Origin of the sequence: uncultured Sphaerotilus sp. (assembly GCF_963924895.1) — a bacterium.
Classification (GTDB): domain Bacteria; phylum Pseudomonadota; class Gammaproteobacteria; order Burkholderiales; family Burkholderiaceae_C; genus Sphaerotilus.
Map to the genome: position 1 here is coordinate 71,415 of NZ_CAWURG010000045.1, position 16,560 is coordinate 87,974.

At 67.5% G+C, this 16,560-nt stretch carries 25 protein-coding genes; 21 read left to right on the forward strand and 4 right to left on the reverse strand.

All coding sequences use genetic code 11. The annotated features are described in order from the left end of the window. Positions 1-17 precede the first annotated feature (17 nt). From AABN02_RS16725 to AABN02_RS16735, 3 genes are all read left to right on the forward strand, one after another. Positions 18-524, forward strand: a complete 507-nt coding sequence (locus AABN02_RS16725) for an Lrp/AsnC family transcriptional regulator (protein WP_338416047.1) — start codon at positions 18-20, stop codon at positions 522-524. A 65-nt stretch (positions 525-589) separates the two neighbouring features. Beyond that, positions 590-880 (forward strand): hypothetical protein, encoded by a 291-nt coding sequence (locus AABN02_RS16730; protein ID WP_338416048.1) that lies wholly within the window; start codon positions 590-592, stop codon positions 878-880. Next, on the forward strand, positions 880-1,281 hold the full coding sequence (locus tag AABN02_RS16735; RefSeq protein ID WP_338416049.1) for a type II toxin-antitoxin system VapC family toxin: 402 nt from the start codon (positions 880-882) through the stop codon (positions 1,279-1,281). The genes AABN02_RS16730 and AABN02_RS16735 overlap by 1 nt, the downstream gene beginning before the upstream one ends. A gap of 10 nt (positions 1,282-1,291) precedes the next feature. Here AABN02_RS16735 and garD read toward each other — a convergent pair whose 3' ends face one another. Further along, complete coding sequence (gene garD, locus AABN02_RS16740; RefSeq protein ID WP_338416115.1) at positions 1,292-2,839, reverse strand: galactarate dehydratase; 1,548 nt, start codon at positions 2,837-2,839, stop codon at positions 1,292-1,294. 245 nt (positions 2,840-3,084) lie between these two features. Between garD and kdgD the strand changes: the two genes are divergently transcribed. The 5 genes from kdgD (at position 3,085) to AABN02_RS16765 (ending at position 7,637) form a co-directional block, all read left to right on the forward strand. After that, positions 3,085-3,996, forward strand: coding sequence for a 5-dehydro-4-deoxyglucarate dehydratase (gene kdgD / locus AABN02_RS16745; protein WP_338416050.1), 912 nt, complete (start codon positions 3,085-3,087; stop codon positions 3,994-3,996). Between the two features lie 10 nt (positions 3,997-4,006). Continuing rightward, positions 4,007-5,359, forward strand: coding sequence for a glucarate dehydratase (gene gudD / locus AABN02_RS16750; protein WP_338416051.1), 1,353 nt, complete (start codon positions 4,007-4,009; stop codon positions 5,357-5,359). Between the two features lie 51 nt (positions 5,360-5,410). Continuing rightward, positions 5,411-6,910, forward strand: coding sequence for an aldehyde dehydrogenase family protein (locus tag AABN02_RS16755; RefSeq protein ID WP_338416052.1), 1,500 nt, complete (start codon positions 5,411-5,413; stop codon positions 6,908-6,910). Between the two features lie 89 nt (positions 6,911-6,999). Further along, positions 7,000-7,236, forward strand: coding sequence for an AbrB/MazE/SpoVT family DNA-binding domain-containing protein (locus tag AABN02_RS16760; RefSeq protein ID WP_338416053.1), 237 nt, complete (start codon positions 7,000-7,002; stop codon positions 7,234-7,236). After that, the gene (locus AABN02_RS16765; RefSeq protein WP_338416054.1) at positions 7,233-7,637 is read left to right on the forward strand and encodes a type II toxin-antitoxin system VapC family toxin; all 405 of its coding nucleotides are present in this window, start codon (positions 7,233-7,235) and stop codon (positions 7,635-7,637) included. The genes AABN02_RS16760 and AABN02_RS16765 overlap by 4 nt, the downstream gene beginning before the upstream one ends. Positions 7,638-7,644: 7 nt before the next feature. Here the strand turns inward: AABN02_RS16765 and AABN02_RS16770 are convergent, their stop codons facing one another. Further along, complete coding sequence (locus AABN02_RS16770; RefSeq protein WP_338416055.1) at positions 7,645-8,604, reverse strand: SMP-30/gluconolactonase/LRE family protein; 960 nt, start codon at positions 8,602-8,604, stop codon at positions 7,645-7,647. A 5-nt stretch (positions 8,605-8,609) separates the two neighbouring features. After that, the gene (locus tag AABN02_RS16775; protein WP_338416056.1) at positions 8,610-9,443 is read right to left on the reverse strand and encodes an NAD(P)-dependent oxidoreductase; all 834 of its coding nucleotides are present in this window, start codon (positions 9,441-9,443) and stop codon (positions 8,610-8,612) included. A gap of 163 nt (positions 9,444-9,606) precedes the next feature. Here AABN02_RS16775 and AABN02_RS16780 point away from each other — a divergent pair, with 163 nt between their 5' ends. Beyond that, positions 9,607-10,341, forward strand: a complete 735-nt coding sequence (locus AABN02_RS16780) for a FadR/GntR family transcriptional regulator (RefSeq protein WP_338416057.1) — start codon at positions 9,607-9,609, stop codon at positions 10,339-10,341. Here the strand turns inward: AABN02_RS16780 and AABN02_RS16785 are convergent. Continuing rightward, positions 10,338-10,730, reverse strand: coding sequence for a type II secretion system protein (locus tag AABN02_RS16785; RefSeq protein ID WP_338416058.1), 393 nt, complete (start codon positions 10,728-10,730; stop codon positions 10,338-10,340). The two genes, AABN02_RS16780 and AABN02_RS16785, sit on opposite strands and share 4 nt — an antisense overlap. A 154-nt stretch (positions 10,731-10,884) precedes the next feature. On the opposite strand from AABN02_RS16785, the gene AABN02_RS16790 reads away from it, so the two are divergent. The 12 genes from AABN02_RS16790 (at position 10,885) to rpsQ (ending at position 16,429) form a co-directional block, all read left to right on the forward strand. After that, the gene (locus AABN02_RS16790; protein WP_338416059.1) at positions 10,885-11,115 is read left to right on the forward strand and encodes an oxidoreductase-like domain-containing protein; all 231 of its coding nucleotides are present in this window, start codon (positions 10,885-10,887) and stop codon (positions 11,113-11,115) included. Positions 11,116-11,119: 4 nt separating this feature from the next. Beyond that, a complete protein-coding gene (locus AABN02_RS16795) occupies positions 11,120-11,356 on the forward strand; it encodes an oxidoreductase-like domain-containing protein (protein ID WP_338416060.1) in 237 nt (78 codons plus the stop codon). 219 nt (positions 11,357-11,575) lie between these two features. After that, positions 11,576-12,247, forward strand: a complete 672-nt coding sequence (gene rplC, locus AABN02_RS16800; protein ID WP_310462877.1) for a 50S ribosomal protein L3 — start codon at positions 11,576-11,578, stop codon at positions 12,245-12,247. After that, positions 12,247-12,867 carry a 50S ribosomal protein L4 gene (gene rplD, locus AABN02_RS16805; RefSeq protein WP_310462876.1) on the forward strand — a complete coding sequence of 207 codons (621 nt, stop codon included), beginning with the start codon at positions 12,247-12,249 and terminating at the stop codon, positions 12,865-12,867. The genes rplC and rplD overlap by 1 nt, the downstream gene beginning before the upstream one ends. After that, a complete protein-coding gene (rplW, locus tag AABN02_RS16810) occupies positions 12,864-13,190 on the forward strand; it encodes a 50S ribosomal protein L23 (protein ID WP_338416061.1) in 327 nt (108 codons plus the stop codon). Before rplD ends, rplW begins: the two co-directional genes overlap by 4 nt. Beyond that, the gene (gene rplB, locus AABN02_RS16815) at positions 13,190-14,014 is read left to right on the forward strand and encodes a 50S ribosomal protein L2 (RefSeq protein WP_338416062.1); all 825 of its coding nucleotides are present in this window, start codon (positions 13,190-13,192) and stop codon (positions 14,012-14,014) included. Before rplW ends, rplB begins: the two co-directional genes overlap by 1 nt. Before the next feature lie 13 nt (positions 14,015-14,027). Further along, the gene (rpsS, locus tag AABN02_RS16820) at positions 14,028-14,303 is read left to right on the forward strand and encodes a 30S ribosomal protein S19 (RefSeq protein WP_179633150.1); all 276 of its coding nucleotides are present in this window, start codon (positions 14,028-14,030) and stop codon (positions 14,301-14,303) included. 12 nt (positions 14,304-14,315) lie between these two features. Then, entirely contained in the window at positions 14,316-14,645 is a 330-nt protein-coding gene (gene rplV, locus AABN02_RS16825) for a 50S ribosomal protein L22 (RefSeq protein WP_322588956.1), read from the forward strand. A gap of 15 nt (positions 14,646-14,660) precedes the next feature. Beyond that, complete coding sequence (gene rpsC, locus AABN02_RS16830; protein ID WP_338416063.1) at positions 14,661-15,503, forward strand: 30S ribosomal protein S3; 843 nt, start codon at positions 14,661-14,663, stop codon at positions 15,501-15,503. A gap of 3 nt (positions 15,504-15,506) precedes the next feature. After that, a complete protein-coding gene (gene rplP / locus AABN02_RS16835; protein ID WP_179633147.1) occupies positions 15,507-15,923 on the forward strand; it encodes a 50S ribosomal protein L16 in 417 nt (138 codons plus the stop codon). A gap of 15 nt (positions 15,924-15,938) precedes the next feature. Beyond that, positions 15,939-16,139, forward strand: coding sequence for a 50S ribosomal protein L29 (gene rpmC, locus AABN02_RS16840; protein ID WP_338416064.1), 201 nt, complete (start codon positions 15,939-15,941; stop codon positions 16,137-16,139). Next, on the forward strand, positions 16,136-16,429 hold the full coding sequence (gene rpsQ / locus AABN02_RS16845) for a 30S ribosomal protein S17 (RefSeq protein WP_338416065.1): 294 nt from the start codon (positions 16,136-16,138) through the stop codon (positions 16,427-16,429). Before rpmC ends, rpsQ begins: the two co-directional genes overlap by 4 nt. Positions 16,430-16,560 lie beyond the last annotated feature (131 nt).

Below are 16,560 nucleotides of genomic sequence, written 5' to 3' on the forward strand. Positions count from 1 at the left end.
CCGCTAGACTCACGCGGATGTCCGCCATGCCTCTGCTCCCTGCTGCTGCGCCGCCCGATCCGCTAGACAGCTTCGATCGCCAGATCCTGACGCTGGTGCAGCGCGACTGCCAGCGCAAGGCCGAGTCGATCGCCAGCCAGATCGGTTTGTCGGCTTCCGCCGTGCAGCGCAGGCTGAAGCGGCTGCGGGCGCAGGGCGTCATCCGCGCGGAGATCGCCGTGCTCGACCGCGCGGCGGCGGGGCGCAGCCTGACGCTGATCGCCGGGCTGGAGATCGCCCGCGACAACTACCCCGCGCTCGCCGCCTTCCGCGCCTGGGCCGACCGCGAGGACGCGGTCCAGCAGGTGTACTACGTCACCGGCCAGGTCGACCTGATCGCTATCGTGATGGCGCGCGACATGGCCGCCTACGACGCGCTGTGTGCGCGGCTGATGGCGGAGATCCCGATGATCCGGCGCATCAACACGCATGTGGTCATCGATGCGATGAAGCTCGGGTTGCAGGTGCCGGTCGAGGCGCCCTGACCGGGAGGCCGGTTTACGATCGGACCGAAGGCCCGCGCCTCGTTCACCTCAGCCAAGGAGTAGCCATGCTTACCGTCCATGCCACATTGCAGCCGAACGGGTTGGTGCAATTGCCGCCCTCGCTGGCCAAGGGCCGGCCCGTCCATGTGCTGGTCACCATCCTGGAGCCGGAGCCTGACGTCGCGCAGTCACTGCCCGATGCCGAGGCGATGGAGCCAGTGGTTGCGGGCAAGGGCAGTGTGGCCGCTACGCTGGCGTTGTTGCGATCGCCCGAATTCCGCGCCATCTCGAAGGCCGACCCGCAGGAGGTGGAAGCTCGCATCCAGGCCCTGCGCAATGACTGGGACGACGCCTGATGCGCCGCCCTTATGTCGATGCCTGCCTGCTCATCTACTGGGTGGAACGCTCAGGCCCGGTGGCCGAAGCAGCGGTACGCTGGCTGGAGAAGCGACCCGAGGAGGCTCTGTGCGTGTCACCGCTCACGAGGCTGGAGGTGCTTGTTCACCCCATGAGGCACGGCAACCAAGCCTTGGTGCAGTCCTACGAAGCGCTGTTGGCCAAGCAGACCTGGCTGCCCATCGGCGATGAAATCTTTGCGCACGCGCTGACGCTGCGCGCCCAGTACGGACTCAAAACACCTGATGCCCTGCACCTGGCCACGGCCCTGCACCACGGTTGCACCGAGTTCTGGACCAACGACAACCGGCTGAAAGCGGCGGCCGGCGCGCTGGCGGTGAACGTGCTGGACGGTGCCTGAAAACACGCCCTCAAGTCACCGGCGCCGGATTGAACAACACCAGCGCGTTGTGCAGCTTCCAGTGCTCCGCCCACGTCTTCTTCCCGCTGGCGACGTCCAGCATCAGCCGGAACAGCGCCCAGCCCGCTTCCTCGATCGTCTGCTCGCCATCGGCGATGCGGCCGGCGTTCACGTCCATCAGGTCGTGCCAGCGCCGCGCCAGGTCCGAGCGGGTCGCGACCTTGATGACCGGGCACTCGGCCAGCCCGTAAGGCGTGCCGCGCCCGGTGGTGAAGACGTGCAGGTTCATGCCGGCCGCGAGCTGCAGCGTGCCGCAGATGAAGTCGCTGGCCGGGGTCGCCGCGTAGACCAGTCCGCGCTGGTCCGGTCGCAGCTTCTCGCCCGGCGAGAGCACGTGCGAGATCGCCGACGTGCCGCTCTTGATGATCGAGCCCATCGCCTTCTCGGTGATGTTGGACAGGCCGCCCGCCTTGTTGCCGGGCGTCGTGTTGGCCGAGCGATCGACGCGCCCACGGTCCAGATAGCGGTCGTACCAGCCGAGTTCGCGCACGATGGCCTTGGCGATCTCGGGCGTGGCGGCGCGTGACGTGAGCTGGTCGACGCCGTCGCGCACCTCGGTGTTCTCGCTGAACATCACCGTCGCCCCGGCGCGCACCAGCAGGTCGGCGCAGTAGCCCACCGCCGGGTTCGCCGTCACGCCCGAGAACGCATCCGAGCCGCCGCACTGCACGCCGACCACCAGCTCGCTCGCCGGGATCGTCTCGCGGCGCCGGGCGTTCAGGCGGGCGAGGTGGGGCTTCGCGCTGTTCACGATGTCGTCGAGCATCGACATGAAACCGACGTGGTGGTCGTCCTGCAGGCAGACCGTTTCCGGGCCGAGGCTGGCGTCGCGCTCGTCGGTGATCGGGAACGAACCCGGTGGCAGCAGGCGGTCCGGCTGCAGCTTCTCGCAGCCCAGGCTCACCACCATCACCTCGCCGCCGAAGTTCGGGTTCAGCGAGATGTTCTTCAGCGTGCGGATCGGGATCACCGCGTCCGGTGCATCGATCGCCACGCCGCAGCCGTAGCTGTGCTCCAGCCCGATCACGTCGTCGACGTTCGGGTAGTGCGGCAGCAGCTCGGCCTTGATGCGCGCCACCGCCTGCGCGACAACGCCGGCCACGCACTGCACCGTCGTCGTGATCGCCAGGATGTTGCGCGTGCCGACCGAGCCGTCGGCGTTGCGGTAGCCCTCGAAGGTGTAGCCGGTCAGCGGCTCGTGCGCGGGCGCCGACACGGTCGCCATCGGCAGCCCTTCCAGCGCGCGGGCGGCCGGCATCTGCAGCAGCCGCTCATGCACCCACGAACCCGCCGGAATGTCCTTCAGCGCATAGCCGATCGGCACGTTGTAGCGCCGCACGACACCACCCTGCGCGATGTCCACGAGCGCCACCTTGTGCCCCTGCGGCACCTTGTCGCGCAGCACCAGCCCGGCGCCCGGGTCGCCATCCGGCAGCACCGTGCCGGTCGGCAGGCCGCCGTCGTTGGCGACGATGGCCACGTGGTCATCGGGATGCATGCACACCGTCAGGGGAGAGCGGGTCGGCGGGGAGGGCGGTGTCAGGCTGCTCATGGCGGCATTCTCCCGTGTTGTACGATGACTTGCAACCCGCTCGACACGTGCCTTTACCAAGAGGGATTACCCGAGGACAGATTCTGAATCAGAGGGCTTCTCAGTTGGCGGTCTAAGTTATACGATGACTAACATCAGCGATTTCTGCATCGCCCTCCATCCCCAGACATTCCCCCGACCGGAGCCCCACCATGTCCCCGCAAGAACTCAAGACGGTCCTCGAAGCCGGCCTGCTGTCCTTCCCCCTGACCGACTTCGACGCCGAACTGAACTTCGAGCCCAAGGGCTACGCCGAGCGTCTGGAGTGGCTGCAGCCCTACGGCGCCTCGGCGCTGTTCGCCGCGGGCGGCACCGGCGAGTTCTTCTCGCTGGAGCCGGGCGAGTACAGCGACGTGATCCGCGTCGCGCTCGACACCTGCCGCAACCGCACGCCCATCCTGGCCGGCGCCGGTGGCGCGACCCGCGTGGCCATCCAGTACGCGCAAGAAGCCGAGCGTCTCGGCGCCCAGGGCGTCCTGCTGCTGCCGCACTACCTGACCGAAGGCAGCCAGGCCGGCCTGATCGCCCATGTCCAGGCCGTGTGCCGCAGCGTGCAGTTTGGCGTCGTGGTCTACAACCGCGGTGCCTGCCGCCTGACACCGCAGTCGCTGCTGGTGCTGGCCGACACCTGCCCGAACCTGATCGGTTTCAAGGACGGCTTCGGCGACATCGAGAAATTCGTCGCCATCCGCCAGACCCTGGGCGAGCGCTTTGCCTACCTCGGCGGCCTGCCGACGGCGGAAGTCTTCGCCGGAGCCTACAAGGCGATGGGCTGCCCGGTGTACTCGTCGGCGGTCTTCAACTTCATCCCGAAGACGGCGATGGACTTCTACAACGCGCACGCCACGGACGACACCGCCACCTGCGACCGCCTGATCCGCGACTTCTTCCTGCCCTACATCGCACTGCGCAACAAGGGCGAGGGCTATGCGGTGTCGATCGTGAAGGCTGGCGCCGCGCTGGCGGGTCACCCGGCTGGCCCGGTGCGTCCGCCGCTGAGCGACCTGAAGGCGCCGGAGGTCGAGGAACTGGCCCGCCTGCTGGCGCCGCTCGGTGCGCAGTGAGGGGGTGGACGTGACGGCTCCCCAGACCTTCGCAGGCGCTGACCTGCCGCGCATCGCCGCGATGCGTGTCATTCCGGTCGCCGGCCGCGACGGAATGCTGATGAACCTGAGCGGTGCGCACGCGCCGTTCTTCACCCGCAACCTGCTGTTGCTGACCGACACGGCGGGCCACACCGGCGTCGGCGAGGTGCCCGGCGGCGAGAAGATCCGCCAGACGCTGGAGGACGCCCGCCCGCTGGTGGTCGGCCAGCCGGTCGGCAACCACCTGCGCGTGTTGCAGCAGGTGCAGCAGGCGTTTGCCGACCGGGACTCCGGCGGGCGCGGCCTGCAGACCTTCGATCTGCGCACGACGATCCACGCGGTGACGGCGGTCGAGGCGGCCATGCTCGACCTGCTTGGCCAGCACCTCGGCCTGCCGGTGTGCGACCTGCTCGGGGAAGGGCGCCAGCGCGACGCGGTCGAGATGCTTGGCTACCTGTTCTTCGTCGGTGACCGCACGAAGACCGGCCTGCCGTACCACAGCGAGCCGGGCGCCGACAACGACTGGTTCCGCCTGCGCCACGAGGAGGCGATGACGCCGGACGCCATCGTGCGGCTGGCCGAGGCGACGCGCGAGCAGTACGGCTTCAACGACTTCAAGCTCAAGGGCGGCGTGCTCGCCGGCGATGCCGAAGTCGATGCGGTGACGGCGATCCACGAACGGTTCCCGCAAGCCCGCGTGACGCTGGACCCGAACGGCGGCTGGCTGCTGAAGGACGCGATCCGCCTGGGCCACCGCATGCGTGGCGTCGTCGCCTATGCCGAAGACCCGTGCGGCGCCGAGGGGGGCTTCTCCGGCCGCGAGGTGATGGCCGAGTTCCGCCGCGCCACCGGCCTGCCCACTGCCACCAACATGGTCGCCACCGACTGGCGCCAGCTCAGCCACGCGCTGTCGCTGCAGAGCGTGGACATCCCGCTCGCCGATCCGCACTTCTGGACCATGGCCGGCTCGGTGCGCGTGGCGCAGACCTGCCGCGACTGGGGCCTGACCTGGGGCTCGCACTCGAACAACCACTTCGATGTGTCGCTGGCGATGTTCACCCACGTCGGCGCCGCAGCCCCTGGCAAGGTCACCGCCATCGACACGCACTGGATCTGGCAGGACGGCCAGCGCCTGACGCAGGAGCCGCTGCAAATTGTTGGCGGCCATGTGCAGGTGCCGGACAAGCCGGGGCTGGGCGTCGAGCTGGACATGGTCGAGGTGGAGAAGGCCCACCAGCTGTACCTGCTGCACGGCCTCGGCGCGCGCGACGATGCGATGGCGATGCAGTTCATGATCCCGGGCTGGACCTTCGATCCGAAGCGGCCCTGCATGGTGCGCTGAGCACCGGCCCACCTTGCCAGACGACCTCTGCAAACCTTCCGAAAGCCTGCCATGACGACGACGCTCTCTTCCTTCGATGCCCGCACGGGCGCTGTGCTGGCCGAATTGCCGGGGACCGCCCCCGCTGCGGTGGACGCCGCCTGTGACGCCGCCGCCGCCGTCTTCCCGCTGTGGCAGGGTGCGACCGGCGCGCAACGCGGCGCGCTGCTGCGTGCGCTGGCCGCGGCGCTCGAAGGCGACCGCGCCGACCTCGTCGCGCTGGCGGACCGCGAGACCGCGCTCGGCCCGGTGCGCCTGAACGGCGAACTCGACCGCACTGCCTTCCAGCTGCGCCGCTTCGCCGACATCGCCGAGCGCGGTGAGCCCTTCGCGTTCAGCGATGACCCGGCCGTGGCCGGCGCACCGCCCGCCGGGCACCCGGCGATGCAGCGCTGGTCGGTGCCGCTCGGCCCGGTGGCGATGTTCTCGGCGAGCAACTTCCCCTTCGCGTTCTCGGTGCTGGGAGGGGACACGGCCTCGGCGCTCGCCGCGGGCTGCCCGGTGGTCGTCAAGGCGCACACGGGCCACCTGCAGCTCTCGAACCGCGTGTTCGGTCTGGTGCAGGGCGTGCTGGCGGCGCAGGGCTTGCCGGCGGGCCTGATCGATCTGGTGCAGGGTGGCGGGCGTGACATCGGCGTGCGGCTGATCCGCCATCCGGCGATCGCGGCCGGCGCCTTCACTGGCTCGACCCAGGGCGGCGCGGCGCTTGCGGCTGAAGCGGCGGCGCGTCCGCGGCCGGTGCCCTTCTTCGGCGAACTCGGCTCGACCAACCCGGTCATCGCGCTGGCTGCGAAGCTCGCCACCGACGGCGCCGCGCTGGCCACCACGCTCGCCGGCTCCATCACGCTGGGCTGCGGCCAGTTCTGCACCAACCCGGGCGTGGTCGTGCTGATCGACGAGGCGCAGCCCGGGCTGGACGCGCAGGCGGTCAACGACGGCTTCGTCGCGCAACTCGCCGAGGCGCTGCGCCCGCAGCAGCCGCACGCGATGCTGACCACCGCGATGCGCGGCGCCTTCGAAGCCGGTGTCGCACACTGGGCGCAGGCCGGCGCGGACATGCTGGTGCAGGAAACCGCGGCCGCAGGCCAGCCGCCGCGCCCGGTGCTGGCGCAGGTGTCGGCGCCGGACTTCATCGCCCGCGCTGCGCTGCGCGAAGAGGTGTTCGGCCCCAGCAGCCTGGTCGTGCGGGCAGCGACGCTGGCGCAGGCGCTGCAGGTGCTGCAGGCCGTCGGCGGCAGCCTGACCGTGACGCTGTGGGGCCTGGACGCCGACACCGACCAGACCCGCGCGCTGGTGCGCGGCGCGATGGCGATCGCCGGGCGTGTGCTGTTCGCTGGCGTGCCGACGGGCGTCGCCGTCACGGCCGCGCAGCAGCACGGCGGCCCGTGGCCCAGCAGCTCCCGGCCGGAAAGCACCTCCGTCGGCGACGCGGCGATGGCGCGTTTCCTGCGGCCGGTGTGCCTGCAGGACGCGCCGGCCTGGCTGGCCGCGCGCGCTGGCCGGCCGGTCTGAGACCGGCCACCCGCGCTGACGCCCGCGGCAGTGCCGTTGACCTGCCACTACCCAAGTATTACGATTGATAAATTCGTAATACTTCTGGGGTGAGCAAGACCATGGCCGACGCCACAACCCTGACCAGCAAGGGGCAAGTCACGGTGCCTCGCGAAGTCCGTGATCGCCTGGGGCTGAAGGCAGGCGACAAGCTGACCTTCACGCTGCTGAGCGATGGCACCGTCATCATGCGGGCCAAGACCAAGCGGCTGGCCGACCTCGCGGGCATGCTCACCCGGCCTGACCAGCCGACGGTTTCGGTCGAGGACATGAACCCGTTCAAATGAGCATCGCCATCGACACGAATGTCCTGGTTCGACTGCTGGTCCAGGATGACGAAACGCAGTTCGCAGCCGCCCGCCGTCTGGTGGAGGACGCTGCGCAAGCCGAAGAGCCCGTCCTCATCATGCTCTGTGCGCTGCTGGAGACCGAGTGGGTGCTTCGCAGCCGCTACAAGCTGGACAAGGCCTCCATCTCGGGCGCCTTCGCGCGTCTGCTCGAAAGCGGTGACGTCGAATTCGAACACGAGCCGACGGTCGAGGAAGCGCTGCACCTCTGGAACCAGCAGTCGAGAGCGGACTTCGCCGACTGCCTTCTCAGCGCGCGCGCGGCGCACCTGGGGCGGTCAAGGTTCATGACCTTCGATGTCGGTGCTTCCAAGCTGCCGCGGGCTGAATTGCTGGCCTGACCGCCATCTACCGAACTGCCCCGGTCGTGTTCATATACAGCGCGTACACCGAGTGGCTCGCCGCCATGAACAGCCGATTCCCCTTCGCCCCGCCGAAGCACACATTCGCGCAGCGTTCGGGCAAATGGATGTGGCCGATCGGCTGGCCTGAGGGGCTGTAGACGCGCACACCATCGAGCGCCGCAGCGTCAGTCCCCGGCGCGCCGTTGGTGCCGAAGCCGCACCAGAGATTCCCCGCCACGTCGCAGGCCATGCCGTCGAGCGCCCCCGGCCCGTCGGCATCGACGTGCAGCCGCTTGTTCGACAGCGTGCCGTCGGCGGCGTGGTCGTAGGCCCAGATCAGGCGGTGCGGCTCGGCGCGGCTCTCGATCACGTAGAGCACCGACTCGTCCGGTGAAAACGCCAGCCCGTTCGGCCCATCAAGATCGTCGATTGGACAGTCGAGCCGGCCAGTCGCCGCGTCGATCCGGTAGACACCGTGTGGGCGTTCGGCCTCGGCGGGCTCGCCCTCCCAGTGGCCGCCGATGCCGAAGCTCGGGTCGGTGAACCACACCGCGCCGTCGCGGCGGCACAGCGTGATGTCGTTGGGCGAGTTCAACCGGGCGCCCTCGAACCGATCCGCCAGCACGGTGACGCGCCCGTCGTGCTCGGTGCGCGTCACGCGGCGCGTCAGGTGCTCGCAGGTGACGAGTCGCCCCTGCGCGTCGCGGGCGTGGCCGTTGGCGTTGTTCGAGGGCTGGCGGAACACGCTCACCGCGCCGGCGCAATCGTCCCAGCGCAGGATGCGGTCGTTCGGGATGTCCGACACCAGCAGGTAGCGCCCGTCGCCGAACCACACCGGCCCCTCCGCCCAGCGCAGCCCGGTGGCCAGCCGCTCGACACTGGCGCTGTAGAGCCGCAGTTTCAGGAAGTCCGGGTGCAGGACTTCGATGGCGGGATCGGGGTAGCGCAGCGACAGCGGTTCCATGTGCATCACTCCTTGTCGAAGAACGGCCCGGTGCGCACGAAGGCGCCGCCCTGGTAGACCGCCGCAGGGTCGTCGCGGTCCAGCGTCTGCTGGCGCGCCTCGACCTCGCTGCGGAACACGTCCGACGAGTCCTGCGGCCGGTAGCCGATGTGGCGCGCGGAGCTGTTGTCCCACCAGGTCGTGGCGTTGTCGCTCATGCCGTAGAGGATGCTGTGGCCGACCACCGGGGCGGTGAGCGCGGCGACGATCAGCCGCTCGGTGTCGTCGAAGCTCATCCAGGTGGCGAGCATGCGGCGGTCCTTGGGCGCGGCGAACGACGAGCCGATGCGCAGGCTCACCGTCTCGATACCGAAGCGGTCCCAGTAGAGCTGCGCGAGGTTCTCGCCGAAGCACTTCGACAGGCCGTAAAAGCCGTCCGGGCGCACCGAGTCGCGCGGGCTGACGACCTCGTCCTGGCGGTAGAAGCCGGTGACGTGGTTGGAGCTGGCGAAGACGATGCGCCTGGTGCCGGCGTGGCGGGCGGCTTCGTACAGGTTGACCATGCCTACGATATTGCCGTCGAGGATGGATTCCCAGGCCTGTTCGGTCGAGACGCCGCCGAGGTGGACGACCGCGTCCACGCCGTCGAGCATCGCCATCACGGCCGCTTTGTCGGCGAGGTCGGCTACCGCGAGTTCCTCGCCGGGGCCGGCGGGGTCGATGGCGTCGCTGCGGTGGCTGACGCGCAGGGTGTCGCAGTAGGCTTTCAGGCGCGGGCGCATCTCGCGGCCGAGGTTGCCGGCGGCGCCGGTCAGCAGCAGGCGCGGGAAGCGGAGGGCGGAAGCGGGGCGGTCGAGCATGGGACAGTGGTCCTGCAAGGAGCGTGCGTGGGATCGATGGCGGAGGCCAGCGGCTCAGCATACGGGGCAGCGCCGGGACGCGTGTGTGGATGCGTCCATCCGGTCAGCTGCGCTAGGGCGCGGTGTTGGTACAGTGGGGTGTACCCGGGACCACAACACCACCATGAACCAGCCGCTGCCGACCACTGCCCGTCGCCGTCCCCGCACCTTGGCCCTCGAACTGGTCGAATCCCTTGGGGACCGCATCCGCAACGGCCAGCTCGTCCCGGGCGACAAGCTGCCCACCGAGTCGGCGATCATGGTCGAGTTCGCCGTCAGCCGCACCGTCGTGCGCGAGGCGATCTCGCGGCTGCAGGCGGCCGGCCTGGTCGAGACGCGCCACGGCATCGGCACCTTCGTGCTGGGGCTGGGCGACGCGCCGGGCTTCCGCATCGCGCCGGAGCAGATGGCCACGCTGCGCGACGTGATCGCGGTGCTGGAGCTGCGCATCGGCGTGGAGACCGAGGCCGCCGCGCTGGCCGCGCAGCGCCGCACCGACGAGGACCTGCAGGCCATGCGCACGGCGCTCGACACGGTCGTGCAGGCGGTTGAAGATGGACGGGACGCGATCGGCGCGGATTTCCAGTTCCATCTGGAGATTGCGCGCGCCACGCGCAACCACCACTTCGCCGACCTGATGACGGCGCTGGGCAGCATGATCATTCCACGGGCGCGGCTGGAGCAGTCCGAGGCGCTCGACCCGGAGCGCCTGCGCTACCTGCGCCGCGTCAACGCCGAGCACGAGAGCATCTTCGACGCCATCGCCAGCCAGGACCCGGATGGCGCGCGGGCCGCGATGCGCACGCACCTGGCGAACAGCCGCGAGCGGCGCCGCCGTGCGCAGGTCGAGGCGGGTTAGTTCCCGGTCCCCACGCCGGTGAAGCTGGCCGAATGTCCGCTGGCCGGATGCAGGAGCTGGCACTGGCCCTCGGCTCCGCGCGGCAGGGACAACGCCTGCACGGCGTAGCCGTCTGGCAGGCCACCGTGCAGCAGCGTGGTGAGGTCGGCGCAGTCGTGCACTGGGCGGCAGCGACCCGGTTCGGGCTGGTGGCCGGTCACCAGACAGCCGCCCTGGTTCAGCAGCATGGCCGTGTTCGCCGCGCCTGTCAGGTGCTGCAGCGTCGCGCTTGCCGCTTCGGTCTGCAACGCGGCCAGTTGCGGCAGCGCGATCGCCGAGGCAGTGCCGATGGTGAGGATGGCGGCGATCTGCTCGATCAATGCGAAGCCGTGTTGCGGTCGTCGTGCCATGTCTTCTCTGCCTGGTTCGCACCGCGCCGGTCCGGCGCGTCTTGAGGCCAGTGTCCGGGGCGTGCCGGGCCCACGCCATCCCCCTGCCGGATGGCGCTGTGCCGCATCCAGGGTGGGTGCAGATGGTCGTGCGGGGATATTGGAGAATGGCGGGATGATTTCAGACGACGCCCTCCAGCAGTGGACCCCGACCGAGCGCAGCGAAGCCCAGGCGCTGGTGCGGGTGGTACTTGACCGCGCACGGACGCTGGGGGTGGCGCTGTCCGATCCTCCGCCCGAGCCGACCAACTGCTGCGACAGCGACTGCATCGGTTGCGTCTGGGAGGTCTACTGCGGGGATGTTGCCTACTGGCGGGACGAGTCGATCCTGCGCTGGACGGACTGAGGCCATGGTGGATGGGACCGATGCGGCCTTGCTGGCCGTCCGCCCGGCGCTGAAGACCGAGGCCGAAGCGCTGATCGCCGCGGTGCTGGTGCGCGCGGCCGAGCGTGGCGTGGAGTTGCCTGTGGCGCCTGAAGCACCCGTGAGTTGCTGCGGGCGTGGCTGCACGGATTGTGTCTGGGCCTTCTTCTACAGCGAAGTGCGCTACTGGCGGGATGAGGCGGTGCTGCGCTGGTCAGCGTGAGCTGCCAGGGCGCGCGCTGGCGGCTTACTTGTCGGTAGTTCTTGCGCCAAGCTGCGCAACTGTGTGATAATCGCGAGCTTTTCGGGCTGCAATTAAAATTGCGCCCATTTTCGTCGTTCCGGTTCGTTCGACTGTCCGCCCTTCAAGGCGGGTGTGCGGGTGAAGCGGCAACAACTTAGTCAGCCCGGCCAATCGTTGTCGGGTTATTGGAGAAGAACCATGAGTCTTAGCAATCGTCTCGGATTGCTGGGCCGCAAGGTGGGCATGATGCGCATCTTCACGGACGACGGTGATACCGTGCCCGTGACCGTGCTGGACGTGTCCAACAACCGCGTTGCCCAAGTCAAAACCGTGGAAACGGACGGCTATACCGCACTGCAGATCACGTTCGGCGCCCGCAAGGCCTCCCGCGTGAACAAGCCGTCGGCCGGACACCTGGCCAAGGCCGGTGTCGAAGCCGGTGAGCTGCTGCAAGAGTTCCGCGTCACCGCTGAGGTGGCTGCTGAATTCAAGGCTGGCGCCACCCTGCCGGTCACGATGTTTGCTGCTGGCCAGACCGTCGACGTGCAAGGCACCTCGATCGGCAAGGGCTTCGCTGGCACCATCAAGCGCCACAACTTCAGCTCGCAGCGCGCGTCGCACGGCAACAGCCGTTCGCACAACGTGCCGGGCTCGATCTCCATGGCGCAGGACCCGGGTCGCGTGTTCCCGGGCAAGAAGATGACCGGTCACATGGGCGACGAAACCGTCACGACCCAGAACCTGGACATCGTGCGCGTTGACGAAGCCCGCCAGCTGCTGCTGGTGAAGGGTGCCGTCCCGGGTTCGAAGGGTGGCTTTGTCACCGTGCGTCCCGCCGTGAAGGTCAAGCTCAAGAAAGGGGCCAACTGATGCAGCTCGAGCTCCTGAATGAACAAGGCCAAGCGTCCGCCAAGGTCGATGCTTCGGACGCCGTGTTCGCCCGTGACTACAACGAATCCCTGATCCATCAGGTCGTCGTTGCCTACCAGGCCAACGGCCGCCAAGGCACCCGCGCCCAGAAGGACCGGGAGCAGGTTCACCATTCGACCAAGAAGCCTTTCCGCCAGAAGGGCACCGGCCGCGCACGCGCCGGCATGACCTCGTCGCCGCTGTGGCGCGGGGGCGGTCGGATTTTCCCGAACCTGCCGGAAGAGAACTTCTCGCACAAGATCAACAAGAAGATGTACCGCGCCGGCATGGCCGCCATCTTCTCGCAGCTGGCCCGCGAAGGCCGTCTGGTGGTGGTCGACTCGCTGTCGGTCGAAGCCCCCAAGACCAAGCTGCTGGCCGCCAAGCTCAAGGCCATGAACCTGGATCACGTCATGGTCATCGCTGACCAGATCGACGAGAACCTGTTCCTGGCTTCGCGCAACCTGCCGAACGTGCTGGTTGTCGAGCCGCGTTTCGCCGATCCCCTGTCGCTGGTCTTCTACAAGAAGATCGTCGTCACCAAGGGTGCGATCGACAAGCTCCAGGAGATGTTCGCATGAGCCGCGCTCCCATCAACCGCAATTTCTCGGAAGGCCGTCTGGCCCAGGTGCTCGTAGCACCCATCATCTCCGAGAAGGCCACCAGCATCGCCGAAAAGCACAACCAAGTGCTGTTCAAGGTGCTGCAGGACGCCACCAAGCCCGAGATCAAGGCCGCCGTCGAACTGATGTTCAAGGTCGAAGTGGACTCGGTGCAGGTCGTCAACCAGAAGGGCAAGTCCAAGCGCTTCGGTGGACGCATCGGTCGCCGTGACCACGTGCGCAAGGCGTATGTGTCGCTGAAGGCCGGGCAGGAACTCAACTTCTCCGGGGAGGCCGCGTAATGGCTGTCGTCAAGGTCAAACCGACTTCGCCTGGCCGCCGTGGCGTCGTCAAGGTTGTTCACAAGCACCTGCACAAGGGCGCTCCGGAAGCTTCGCTGCTGGAACCCCAGAAGCAGAACTCCGGCCGTAACAACAACGGTCACATCACGGTTCGCCACAAGGGCGGTGGTCACAAGCACCACTACCGTGTGGTCGATTTCGTGCGCAACAAGGACGGCATCCCCGCCAAGGTCGAGCGCATCGAGTACGACCCGAACCGCACGGCGCACATCGCTCTGGTGTGCTACGCCGACGGTGCACGTTCGTACATCATCGCGCCGCGTGGTCTGGAAGTGGGTCAGACGGTCCTGAGCGGCGCCGAGTCGCCGATCAAGGCCGGCAACACGCTGCCGATCCGCAACATCCCCGTGGGCTCCACGATCCACTGCGTCGAGATGATGCCCGGCAAGGGCGCCCAGATCGCCCGTTCGGCTGGCACCTCGGTGACGCTGATGGCGCGTGAAGGCGTCTACGCCCAGGTGCGTCTGCGCTCGGGTGAAGTGCGCAAGATCCACATCGACTGCCGCGCGACGATCGGCGCAGTCTCCAACGAAGAGCACAACCTGCGCCAGTATGGCAAGGCCGGTGCGATGCGTTGGAAGGGCATCCGTCCGACGGTTCGCGGCACCGCCATGAACCCGGTGGACCACCCGCACGGTGGTGGCGAAGGCCGCACCGGCGAGGGCCAGGCGCCTGTTTCGCCGTGGAACACCCTGACGAAGGGCTACCGCACCCGCAACAACAAGCGCACGCAGAACATGATCGTGTCGCGTCGCAAGAAATAAGGGGTAGTAGCTCATGTCTCGTTCACTGAAAAAAGGTCCGTTTGTTGACCACCACCTGCTGAACAAGGTCGAGAAGGCTGTCGCTATCAAGGACAAGAAGCCCATCAAGACCTGGTCGCGCCGTTCGACGATCCTGCCCGAGTTCATCGGTGTCACGATCGCCGTGCACAACGGCAAGCAGCATGTGCCCGTGTACGTGACCGACCAGATGGTCGGCCACAAGCTGGGCGAGTTCGCGCTGACCCGTACGTTCAAGGGTCACCCGGCGGACAAGAAAGCCAAGCGCTAAGGAGCGGCGACGATGGAAACTCAAGCAATCGTCCGCGGCGTCCGCCTGTCCTGCGACAAGGGTCGTCTGGTGGCTGACCTGATCCGCGGCAAGAAGGTCGGTCAGGCCCTCGACATCCTGAACTTCACGCAGAAGAAGGCCGCCGGCATCATCAAGAAGGCGCTCGAGAGCGCGATCGCCAACGCCGAGCACAATGACGGCGCTGACATCGACGAACTCCGCGTCACCTCGATCTACGTGGAGCAAGGTGCCACGCTGAAGCGTTTTTCCGCACGGGCCAAGGGCCGCGGCAACCGCATCAGCAAGCCCACCGCGCACATCTACGTGACCGTTGGCAACTAAGGCAGGAAGAAATCCATGGGACAGAAAATCCATCCGATCGGGTTCCGCCTGCCGGTCACGCGTAACTGGTCGTCGCGCTGGTACGCCGGCAACCGTCAGTTCGCGGCCATGCTGGCTGAAGACATCGAAGTTCGCGAGTATCTGAAGAAGAAGCTCAAGAGCGCCGCCGTCTCGCGCGTCCTGATCGAGCGCCCCGCCAAGAACGCCCGCATCACCATTTTCTCGGCACGTCCGGGCGTGGTGATCGGCAAGAAGGGCGAGGACATCGAGAACCTCAAGCTGCAACTCGCCAAGATGCTCAAGGTGCCTGTCGCCGTGAACATCGAGGAAGTGCGCAAGCCGGAAGTCGATGCGCAGCTGATCTCCGAATCGATCACCCAGCAGCTCGAAAAGCGCATCATGTTCCGCCGCGCGATGAAGCGTGCGATGCAGAACGCGATGCGTCTGGGCGCCCTGGGCATCAAGATCATGTCGGCCGGTCGTCTGAACGGCATCGAAATCGCGCGCACCGAGTGGTACCGCGAAGGTCGCGTGCCGCTGCACACCCTGCGTGCGGACATCGACTACGGCTTCTCGGAAGCCAAGACCACCTACGGCATCATCGGTGTCAAGGTGTGGGTCTACAAGGGCGACCGCCTGGCCAATGGCGAGGCACCGGCTGCCGCACGCGAAGAGCGTCCGGAAGACGACCGCCGCCGCCGTAGTCCGCGCAATGACCGTCCGGGCGAACCGCGCCGTGGCGCGCCGCGTGGCAACAACGACCGTCGTCCGGGTGCCGCTGCTGGCGCCCCGGCGGGCGAAGCGGGCGTCAAGCGCGTGGTGCGTACTGTTGCACCGGCCGCCCCCAAAGGAGAATAAGGAATGTTGCAACCGTCGCGTCGCAAGTTCCGTAAGGAACAAAAGGGCCGCAACACCGGCGTCGCCACCCGTGGCGCTCTGGTGTCGTTCGGTGAGTTCGGTCTGAAGGCCACGGAGCGTGGCCGCATCACCGCTCGCCAGATCGAAGCCGCCCGTCGTGCCATCTCGCGCCACATCAAGCGCGGTGGCCGTGTCTTCATCCGCATCTTCCCGGACAAGCCGATCTCGCAGAAGCCGGCCGAAGTGCGGATGGGTAACGGCAAGGGCAATCCGGAGTACTACGTGGCTGAAATCCAGCCCGGCAAGGTGCTCTATGAACTCAATGGTGTGCCTGAAGCGCTGGCCCGTGAAGCCTTCACGCTGGCTGCCGCCAAGCTGCCGCTGCGCACGACCTTCGTGTTGCGCCAGTTCGGTACCTGAGCAAGGAGAACGTGAATGAAAGCTTCTGAACTCCGCGCCAAGGACGTCGCTGCGCTCGAAAAGGAAATCAGCGATCTGCTGAAGGCCCATTTCGGTCTGCGCATGCAAAAGGCGACGCAGCAACTGACCAACCACACGATGCTGCGCAAGACGCGTCGTGAAATCGCTCGCGCCAGGACCATCCTGACCGAGAAGAAGAAGGGAGCCGCCCAATGAGCGAAGCCCAAGTCCAGACCGCTGCAGCCCCGGCGCAGAAGAACACCCGCACCCTGGTCGGTCGCGTGGTCAGCGACAAGCGCGCCAAGACGGTCACCGTCCTGGTCGAGCGTCGCGCCAAGCACGAGCTGTACGGCAAGATCGTGGCCCGTTCGCGCAAGTACCACGCGCATGACGAGACCAACGAGTACAAGATGGGCGACCTGGTCGAGATCTCGGAAAGCCGTCCGCTGTCCAAGACCAAGAACTGGGTTGTGACGCGCCTGATCGAAAAGGCCCGTCTGGTCTGAAAACGACCTGATACGCGACAGTTTCCGGGGTCTTGCTGACCTCGGATGACGCGAAAACCGGCACGCTGGGATACTGGCGGCCGGTTTTTTTCATTCCGCGCTTCTAATTTGCGCTCACCTTGAAGGAGAAC